This window comes from Paenibacillus sp. B46(2026), assembly GCF_056786355.1.
In genome coordinates this window covers 3,509,501-3,520,627 of record NZ_CM165907.1, presented here as the reverse complement: position 1 = coordinate 3,520,627, position 11,127 = coordinate 3,509,501, and the positions used below count along the sequence as shown (strand labels likewise).

2 protein-coding genes are annotated in these 11,127 nt (G+C 50.2%); both read right to left on the bottom strand.

The window, feature by feature from the left end; translation table 11 throughout:
* Nucleotides 1–20 precede the first annotated feature (20 nt).
* Nucleotides 21–5,816 (bottom strand): SDR family NAD(P)-dependent oxidoreductase, encoded by a 5,796-nt coding sequence (locus tag AC1S8V_RS15805; RefSeq protein WP_482069835.1) that lies wholly within the window; start codon nucleotides 5,814–5,816, stop codon nucleotides 21–23.
* A 35-nt stretch (nucleotides 5,817–5,851) separates the two neighbouring features.
* Complete coding sequence (locus tag AC1S8V_RS15800) at nucleotides 5,852–11,122, bottom strand: SDR family NAD(P)-dependent oxidoreductase (protein ID WP_482069834.1); 5,271 nt, start codon at nucleotides 11,120–11,122, stop codon at nucleotides 5,852–5,854.
* Nucleotides 11,123–11,127: the final 5 nt, after the last annotated feature.

Sequence of the window (11,127 nt, the reverse complement as noted above, 5' to 3'; positions counted from 1 at the left end):
TCGGTCAATGTGCACTTGGTCTAACGATATACCGTTAACAATTGATTTTCATTTAGTACAAGCATTTCGGGTTTACGGGTCATCTTGAGTATGACGGCCTGTTGCAGGGAACCTGACATCAGCCATTCCAGTATGGGATGGGCTTCCTCCGCTTCGATGGAACCAATGCCTTTCTGCTGCATGCTTTGCCTTACCTGCTCAGATACGACCGAGCCGACGCTGCCCCAATATCCCCAGTTGACCACTTTGATCCGTCCAGGCCATTTCCTGTTCATCTGCGAGGCCAGGGCATCGGCATAACAGCAAGCAGCTACATAGTTGCCCTGACCTGGCAGTTTCATATAGGAGTTCAACGAAGAGAAAAACAAGACAAAATCGGGTTGTTTCCGAAGCCGACTCATTAATGCATTCACTTGTTCACTAATTTGAACTTTGGCAGATAGCACGTTGTTGAAAATCTCCTCATCCATACGCGCCAGACTTCTGTCAGACAACACTAGTGCAGAGTGGATTATTCCATTCACCCGTCCAAACCGCTTTATGACAGACTCATAAGCCTGTTCCAGACGACCGGGGAGCGAAGCGTCTGCCTGGATATAAAGAGGCTCAGGCCCCAATTGGCTCAACTGTTCGATTTTACGGCGAATTTCGGGACTCAGAGGGCTTCTTCCTAGCCAGATGACTCGGGCTTGGTAGGTCGCAATCATATAACGTGTCCAGACTTCGCCGATTCCTCCGGCTCCGCCGATAACCAAATAGACCCCTCCCTGCCGATAAGCGGCTAGTGGAACGGAATCGTATTCTACAGGCACCAATTCCTGGCGATACCATTCCTGATCCCGCCACACATAAGAGTTTCCGTGGGGGTTCGGTGTCATATCTGCGATAGCATCCAATGGGAGAATTTCGCCGCCATTCAGATCAATGACGCGAATGGCCCAATGGGCATATTCCTTAGCAAGTGAACCCGTCAACCCATGAATGGCTGCCTGGTCCGGGTCGATGAACTCATCAAAGGCGAGCGCCTGCCCATTCGATGTAATGACCGTAAGGTGAAGACTTCTGGAGCCGTATCCCAGGTGCAGAAGGCTTTTGACAAACCTGAAGAAACGAGTAAGTTCGGGTACGAAGCTTTCCTGCTCTTCCCTGTTTGTTTCTGTCATACGTTTCTCTGACGGTCCGGGGCGACAAATCCAGATCATATGATCGCAATCTCCTTCGGCAGCGAGCATATCCGCCATCTGTGCCACAGATGTTTGTCTCGGAAGGGCAATCTTTCGAAAGGTTTTTCCTGTCGGGAAACGGATGTTCATGTCGGCATTTTCGCAGAGAATCAGGAGTCTTCCCGCCGAATACGCATCAGTGCCGGAAACGTCTTCACTTGATGATTGCTGCTCTAATGGGGCCCACACCGTTGTAAGAACAGCCAGTTTAGCATCATTTTCGGCTGTTTCCTCGCCGGTCCAATCCTGCTGGGATTGGGGGGTGGCAGCCCACTTCCGCAACGCCAAACCTTCAAACTTCGCGCAAAGCAATCCACCCTCACTATAGAGCGCAAGGTCATAACGAGGCATAGAATTCTCAGGGCCACTGCCCGTGGCATAATTAACTTCTACCCACATCACTGAAGAACATGGTCTGTAAATCTCCGCCTGATGCAGTGCATATGGCAGCCAGGGTTCCGGTGAAAGACCTTCTTCCTGGCTCAAATCCATAGCAAGTGCAAGACAGGCCTGAAAAGCCGAATCTAGCAGGGATGGATGGAGTCCGTATGCCTCCAGGCTTTCTGTACCCGTCATTGGCATGACTAGTCGTGCCATAACGCTGTGCTGTCCTGTATACAAATGTGAGATGCAGCGGTGAGTGCTTCCATAAACCAGACCTATACGAGAAAAAATTTGATAACTGTGATCAGGTGAAATGATCTTATTGCCATGTCGCTTATGCCAATCAGCAGGTTGGAATAAAGGCTTGTCCCCTGTGGAGCGGATCAGGGAAACGAATCCTTGACTGCATAATACGGGTGGAGCCTCAGCCTTCGCATGGCTCGTAATTTCAAATCGGTACCCCTGCTGGTGTCGCTCGGCATGTAATTCAAGATGTACAGACAACAATTGATCCTCTACAGATGCGGGATGCAGCCATACCAGATCATGCAGACGAATATGATCGTTTCCGTTTTCCTGTCTGTTGTGTTCTTCGGGCGGCAGGGAATGCCGCAGAGCTGCTGCAGCCATCTCCAGATGGGCCGCTCCAGGTAAAATGTTCACCCCTCTTACTTGATGATCACGCAGAAATGATTCGTTTCCGGTAAAACGTGAGCTAAACCGCTGGCTGCCCAAATAACTGGAGTTTTTATGCAGCAGCGGATGAAGCCATTCTGTTTGGCTTGGCGCTACGACGTTCGCGGTTACGAAGCCTTCATTCACCGGTGAGGAGGAGGATAAAGAAGGTATCATGTAGTGCTCTTCCGCAAAAGGGTATCCCGGCAGGCTGATTCGCTGTGGTTTAACCGTTCCATACCACTGCTGCCAATCCAGCTTCATTCCCTGAACCCACTGTTCCAGAAGCCGAACCGTTTTTCGTTTGCGCATCCAGCTGGCTGCCAGTTCCTGCATATCGTCATCGTCTACAAGCCGATTGTCATTCCGTTCAATATTGATCTCTCCGGTGAATATCTGTTCATGTGCCGTTTCCCCAGTGAGATACGCCTGCAATTTGACTAGCATCTCCTTGATGGTATGCGCCGCGAAAGCGTATCTGCATTCCATCTCTTCTCTTCCGGTTTGCAACGTGTAGGCGATCCGGGCGAGATGTAAGTCCGTATAAGCGTTATCTTGAACGGCCTGCGCAAGCTGTCTCACCCTTATCTTGAGTCGATCTTCGCTTTTTGCGGATAGGACAATCATTACTGGTGTATTGAAATCTCCTACCGCTGCCGATTCCTGGTCTATGTGGTTGTTCGCCCTGTATTCTTCAAGGATGACATGGGCATTGGCACCGCCTGCTCCGAATGAGGAGATGCCCGCAATCCGCGGATATTCTCGCCTGCCTTCAGGTGTATCCAATACGGGACGAACCCATGGGGACATGTGCTGCTGAACGCGAAATGGAGTTTGACTGAACCGGATATTCGGGTTACTGCTCTCTGCATGCAGTGAAGGCACCAGGCAGCCGTGACGCATTTGCAGCAATATTTTGCTGATCCCGGCGATGCCGGCCGCACTCTCGGCATGACCGATGTTCGACTTGACCGAGCCGATTGCACAAAATTGTCTATCCGCTGTATGTTTCTCAAATGCCCTGCGCAAGCCCTCGATTTCAATCGGGTCACCCAGTGCAGTGCCGGTGCCATGTGCCTCAATATAACTGATGGTACGGGCATCCACTCCAGATCGTGAGATGGCATCGCTGATTACCTTTGCCTGCTGGCCGGGATTGGGCACGGTGTACCCTTTTGTTTTGCCTGCTGCATTAATCATGCTTCCTTTAAGGATGCCGTAAATGAAATCCCCGTCGGCCTCCGCCAGATGAAGCGGCTTGAGCAGCAATGCACCAACACCTTCCCCGTCCACAAAACCGTTGGCTTCCTCTCCAAAAGGACTGCACTCGTTGCCCGGAGACAGCATGGTTTTTTCGGATAACCTGACATAATGAACCGGGTCAACGATCAGATTCACACCGCCTGCGATGGCTAGGTCGCAGGTGCCGTTGCGCAGACTTTCCATTGCCAGGTGAATGGCCGTCAAGGAGGAAGAGCATGCCGTATCCACGGCCAGACTTGGACCCGTGAAATTAAACGTGTAGGATACCCGATTGGCTACGGACCAAAAGGAAGCTCCCGTAGGATAGTTGCCATTCATTACGCCTGCGTACACACCGACTGTACCCGCATCGGCAAGAGCTTGAGGCGTATAACCTGCATCTTCAATGGCAACATAGACCGTTTGCAGGAACTGCCGCTCCTGAGGGTCCATTTGTTCGGCCTCCTTAGGAGAAATGTGGAAGAACAACGGGTCAAAGTGATAGATACCACGAATAAATCCTCCCCACCTGCTGTAAGACGTTCCTTTTTGTCCTTTCTCCGAATGATAGTGGGTTCTCCAATCCCAACGTTGTGAAGGTATTTCAGTAATGCAATTTTTGCCCTGCATCAAATTATTCCAAAATTCTGCCATATCATCAGCCTGAGCGTAACGCCCGGCAAGCCCGATGATGGCTACTTCACCTGTTGCCTCAGATGGTCGTTGCTGCTTGTAACTTTCAGTTAGGGGAAGGGCAGCTTCTGCCGAAAATTCACCCATATTCAGTTCAGGCTCCGGGTCATGTTGCATTTTCGTTAACCCAAGCATCGAGATCAGTTCAAACTTGCGTTTTTCCACAAAATGGTTGACCAATGCGTCAAGGGTTGTATATTCAAAAAAGAGCACGCTGCTCACATGCTCCCCCATTTCCTTATTTAGTTGTTCAGTTAACTGAATAATGAGAATCGAATCCAGCCCATACATTTCTAGAGCTTCCGCGGGATCGATCTGCTCCGGCTCCACATCCAGAATGGCACCGATTATCTTTTGTAAATACATCATGCATGCTTGCTTTAATTCCCTGTCATCTACAGGAGGGTCTTCCTGGGCTAACGTGTTGAGGGCTGGTTCTAGTTTTTGAACTGTAATCGTTTCTTGTGGCTGTAGAGGCTCTTCCCTTCCAGCTGTGGGTTGCGTCTCAGCCGCTGGTGAAAAGGCGAGTTTCTGCCGGACCATTCCGTCGCTCGCTGCTCTTATAATTTGCTGGCCCAGTCCTTCGGCGGTGGATGCCGGAAATTGTACGTCAAAGTAGCCCTCCAGTTCCAGTGCCGCTTTCCACTGATCGGGATGCAGCAGCGGAGTGCCGGGAATACGCACCTGTTCGTCTTCGAACAGCCACCACCCGGTCAACAAGCCAAACGTGACGTGGTTAAACAGGGAATCCTCAATAATTTCGTTGATTAGCAGTTTACCTTTCAAGGTCAACAGCGCTTTGGCATTGCGCAAAGTATGACGGATCTGACGTGTGGCGTGCAGTACATTGGTAGCCACGACCAGGTCATATCGTCCCGCTTCAATTCCCTGAGAATGCAAGGGCTCTTCAATATTGAGCAGGCTGTACGTCAGGTAGGGGTAATACGGCCCATATTGTTTCCTTGCATGCTGCAGAAAAGATTTGGAGACATCCGTGTAACAGTATTCCTGAATAAGTTCACGGTAGGGCTCGAACTTTTGAAACAGCATGGAGCTTGTCCCTCCAGTTCCCGCGCCGATTTCAAGAATGCGGATCTTGCGATTTCCATGCCTGGAGAAATCCCTGATCAGCTGGGTGGCCTCATCTGCAAGCCGTGCATTGAAATAATCTGCAATTGAATTTTGCTTGTATATTCCCTCCACTCTTGACATGGAGCCACCCGGAAACATGATCTCTGTTGCGGACTGTTTGCCTGTAACAATGTCGGGCAGCGCCCGGATCATCACGTCAGCGAGATCCACCCTTGCTCTCATTTCTGGCTGTGTAATCCAGCGTTCCTTGTGTTCTTCCCATTCAGACCAAATGGTGTTTCGTTCGAATTCACCAAGTTCGGGGTTACGCTGAAGAATGCGAAGTGTGTGGTCCATCCATCGATGGTATGCAGGAAGCAGTCCTGGATAAGAAGTGCAGTGCGAAGCTCCTGCCATTGTTCTAACATCTCCAAGCTGTTCCATCTGAACAATCAACAGTTGCATCAGCATCTGGTTTAATGAATTCCACAGCTTGTGCTGTAAGGATAACCGCTCGTTATCTTGCATGATTTCGCCCTCCTGTTGGATTACACGTTTCATGCCTAATGATATACTGTCATGAATTCTTGCTCGCTGATCGCGTATGGTTTTGCCTCACCAATGATGTTGACCAGTCCCAGTTGAGGAAGTGAACTGGCCAGAAGCAGTTCAAGCGCAGCCATCGCTTCGGGAGGCTCAATCGAGCCAATGCCCTGTTTGGTCATCCGCTCACGATAAGCTGGAGAAGCCACTGTTCCGGTGCTTCCCCAATACCCCCAATTCATGGTTTTAACAGGGTAATGAAGACGACGATGAAGCCACTGGGCGAATGAGTCCTTGAATGTACACCCGGCCGCATAATTGCTTTGCCCGGCAGGTGTGACAAACGCATTGATGGAGGAGAAAAACAGCATAAAATCAAGCGGTTCCTTCTCAAAGACCTCGAGCATTCCCGCGCATACGTTGACTTTTGCATATAATCCTTCATTGAATTGTGACAAGTCCATTTTCATTACACTGCTGTCTCTGAGTGCGATGGCAGCATGAATAACACCATGAATGGTTCCATGGCGTTGTTTGATCAGCTTGTAAGCCTCATGCAAGGCCTCAGGACTGCCTGCATCTGCTGATATATATTCTGGAGCCGGACCCGTTAGAGCAAGTCTTTCCTGCTCTTTGACAATATCGGGGTTAAGCGGTGTTCGTCCGATCCAAATGATCTGAGCGTTGTAGCGACTAATCATATACTCACTCCATACTTTACCCAATCCGCCAGCACCCCCTACAACGACATATACGCCGCAGCGGCGATAAGCCGATTGCTGGATGGAAGGCAGCTTAACAGGCAGCAGTTCGCAGCGATGCCACTGTTTGGCCCGATAGACAGTCAGATTGCTCCAAGTGTTCTCAGGCACAATGGGCATGTCACTCAGCGATGGCAGACTTCGATCTGCAAAATCCAGATCGACTACCCGGAACGTCCAGTTTTTGTATTCTTTGGCCAAAGAACCAAGAAAGCCATGTATGCTTGCATGAAGCGGATGCACTTCATCCTGAGCATGAATGGCTATGGCACTAAAAGTAACTACGGTCCATTGGAGAGGGCTTCTGTCGTACCCCAGCTGCAATAGACTTTTGACCAAACTGAATAAAATAATCACGCCTTCCTCCTGGCTCTGAGTGATCGCGCTGGCATCCTTCCCTTCTGCGCTGCCCAAACCCGAGACCCACACCAGATGGTCAAGCTGTCCGCATTTTTCCAGTCTTTGGGCCGTTTGCTCCACAGTTTCGCCAGGCTTCATCATTATCAGCGAAGCCCCCGGATAGTGCTGTCTCACCTCATCCAGGTATCCGCTCACTTCTGCTGTCTGTGCAACAATGAGGGCCGTTCTGAGGCTCTCGAAAGAAATCCTGCTGTCTTTCTCCGATGGAAGCACACTCCACACAGGAGCCAGCAACGCTGTACCAGGTGGAAAATCTTCGTGCAAATCCCTGGTGATCGTTGCCCGCTCCGCATCCTGTATCACGTGCTGCTGCCTTTTCTCTCCCGGCATGCTGCGGCACATGTAATTCCGAATCCGGACACAGACGGTTCCCTCAGCATCCATTAGATCCATGTCCAACTTCGCCACGTTCCCTCCCATTGGACCAGCATCACTGAGACGTACATGCACCCACATCTCCGCTGTACATGGTAACAAGCAATCCATTTCTTCCATATAAAAAGGGAGCTTCGTTTCCTTCTCTTGATCCTGCAGGGTGGCGTTATCGTCAAGCAATAACATCGCCGTCTGCAAGACGCCATCCATCATGCTGGGATGCAGTGCATAATCCCCTAATGTATGCTCTATATGGGAAGGTATGTTCAGATGTGCCAGGGCCTGACCTGAACCGATGTACATTCGCTCAATCGCCTGATGACCTGGTCCATATTCCAGCCCCTGTTTTTGCAACCGACCATAGATGGTCTCACGATCAAACAACCTCTCCTCTCGCATTGCTGCAATCAGAGACGAAATATCGAGACGATCAACAGGGTCCAACGATTTCAAGGCGACACGTCCTGTTCCGCAGCTCAGACGATCTAGGGGTTCACTGCCTTCCGCACTGATTTCATATCGCAGAATTCCCCGCTCTGTGTCTTCGTAATGCAGTCGAACGGATACCTCAACCGGACTTTCATTCACGAAAATCGGACTTGTCCAGGCTGCATTTTTAATCTGGAACGTTGCAAAGGAGGAAGAAGCCGATTCGTTTACACTGTGCAAAGCCATGCGGGCCATCTCCAGATAAGCCACACCTGGAAGTACCCGTTGCCCTCGAACCCGATGATCGTTGAGAAAGAATTCATGCCCTGTAAAGTCCGAACAGAACCTCGTTTCCTGATTTGCCGAAAGATTGCGGTGAAGCATTGGATGAAGCCAATCCTTTGCTCTTTTACTTTCCGTTTCTTGGAAGGAATCCTTCGCTTTTCTACCAAAGTTGGCAGACCAACGGAATGTTTTTCTTTGAAATGCATAACGTGGCAACCGTACTTTCTGATAAGGCTCCTCTTCCGCAAGCTGACGCATATCGAGCTCCATGCCGGACAGCCATAACCGCAGTACATTTTCGTGAAATGGTAATTCCAAGGTCACTTCCTCTGCTTCTTGTCCGGCCTGCTTCATCCAGTCTGTGGCTTTTTCTGAATGAGGTAGAGGTATTTTGGGTTCCTTTTCATTTTCACTACCGGGTTGAAGGAAATCATGTAGAAATTGGACTGCGTTGTGCATTCCACCTGTCCGCTGTTGATGCTGACGAATGAGTGTGTACGCGCGTTCTGGCAGCATGAGTCCCGAATTCTGGTTCAACTGCGCTGTGATCCGTGAAAGTTTATGATGTTCCCCTGTCTCGTTCAACAACATCTCGATAATGTCTCTCCGGGTAATAACCTTATCCGCCAGAAGATCAAGCAGTTCCTGTACAGCCGGAATGTCTGACTCTTCAGATACCTGAAGCTGCCACTTTCGTTTCACCCTGCGCAGCGCATCCATGACTGCAATGCATAACACAGCCGACATGGAACGGGAAGATTCGCTTGTACTGCTACTGTCAGACGTTGGTTGCAACTGCCATGGGATGGTTGTTCCCGTACTCTCCTGCCATTCGTCATTCCATTCATTTATGTAGTTCCTGAACGTATACTGATGGGTGTATAAGCGATGCGCGCGATCCATCAATTCGTCTCGGAACCCGTTGTAAGCCTGTTCCTCCACGATCCGTACAGATTGAATCAAATCATGTACATAGGAATCATCAAAAGCAAAGGGCATGATTGGGGATGAGCTTCCCTCTTGCATGACAGGCCATATGGGGCTACACAGTCTCACTTCTTCGGCACGCTTCTGCTTGAGCAGAACGGAGATCATATCTTCAACAGAAATGTGACCTCCAACGACCCATGCAATCAGCATGCCAATTCCTGTTCCCTGAATCCACCGAGGGGCAAAACCCAGTTGAATCAAGGAAGCAGCTTGAACATATCCAGCTATAAAACAATACAGCTCTCGCCGATCTTCATGCCACGTATCCTGATAGAATCCTGCCATCAAGTCTTCCCATTCTTCCCTCATGCCGTTTGCTTTTAATGCTGCCTCGATTTGCCTTTCCACCTTCCTCAGTAATAACTGAGACGTATGTCCAGAGCATTTCAATTGGGCGTATCCCTCCCATGTGGGACTTTGAATGTTCAGATACGCTGCGGATGCTCCAATTTGCGTGCTGCCGTAACAGTCGGAATTCAGCAATGTCCTGAGCTCTTCCCGGGTATGAGCCCATCCGCCAAACCGATATTTGAAATGCTCTCTTCCTTTAAGCAGCGACAGGCTGATGGCCCGTAAAGTATCTTCTGTATTAGAATGCCTGTCGAACCACTGCTGCCAATCTGCGACATGCTCCTGCAAGCTCGCTGCCGACTTGGCAGACAGCAGAAATAATCGGGAGGACTCTCTGGATTCCTGCTGGACGGATAGCTTGGAGGGAACAAATGGTTTGGTAGCAGATTCGTAGTGTTCGACCACAACGTGGGCGTTTACACCTCCGAAACCGAATGAACTGATCCCTGCGCGCAAAGGCTGTCCCTGCTCCCGACTGTGCCAAGGCTCTTGTTTTCGTGCAACCTCCAGCGGGGTACGTGAAAAAGGAATCATCGGATTCAGTGTCTTCACATGAAGGGAGGCCGGAATTTTCCGATGTTTCATCATCATCATCACTTTAATAAGGCCAGCTATGCCCGCTGCACTCTCCAGATGACCGATGTTTGTTTTAACCGATCCGATCTTGCAGAATGACCGATCCGGGGTATAGTGCCGAAATGCCTGGGTTAATGCCTCTACCTCAATCGGGTCCCCGAGCGAGGTACCAGTCCCGTGTGCTTCGATATAGGTAATGGTGCGAGGATCAATATCCGCAGCCTTCCATGCAGCTAAAATGACATCACGCTGCGCCTCCATGCGAGGTGCCGTAATGGACAAGCTTTTCCCCGTGTGGTTGACAGCAGAGCCTTTGATGATGCCATAAACCGTATTTCCTTGCTCAACGGCTTCCTCCAATCGCTGCAGGAGCAAAACAGCAACCCCGTCTCCCGGGACGTATCCGTCCGCGCTCTGGTCAAATGTTTTGCATTGCCCTGTCGGGCTTAGCATTCTCGATTGGGAAAAGGAAACATATTTGAGCGGGTCGAGATTCAAATTCACGGCAGAAGCCAAGGCATAATCACATTCTCCCAAAATCAGGGCACGTCTCGCCTCGTGAATAGCCACGAGTGAGGAAGCGCAGGCCGCATTAATCGGCAGGCTCATGCCACTCAAATTAAACGCGTAGGAGATCCGGTTCGCAAGCAAGCTCTCATAATTGCCAATACAGGCATAGCTGTCCGCCTGTGAGGCTTCCATTTGCTGCAAATAACCCGCTGTCATCACGCCGGTATAAACAGCTGTCACCTTCTGCTGAAGCTCCGACAGAGAAATGCCCGAATCTTCGATGCAATGCCATGTATCTTCGAGGAGCAGACGCTGCTGTGGGTCCATGCTTGCAGCCTCGCGCGGGGAAATGTTAAAAAAACTGTGGTCAAAATCATATGCTCCTTCCACCACCCCGCACCATTTGCTTGAGGTTTTGCCTGTGTCATTCAAGTTTGGCGAATAAAATTGCTCCAAGTCCCAGCGTTCCGGGGGAATCTCGGAGATGGAATTGCGGCCTTGAATCAGGTTTTCCCAAAATGAATCATATCCGCCGGCTCCCGGGAAACGGCAGGCCATACCCACAACGGCAATTTCCGTCCTTTTGCTTCCCATCTGAA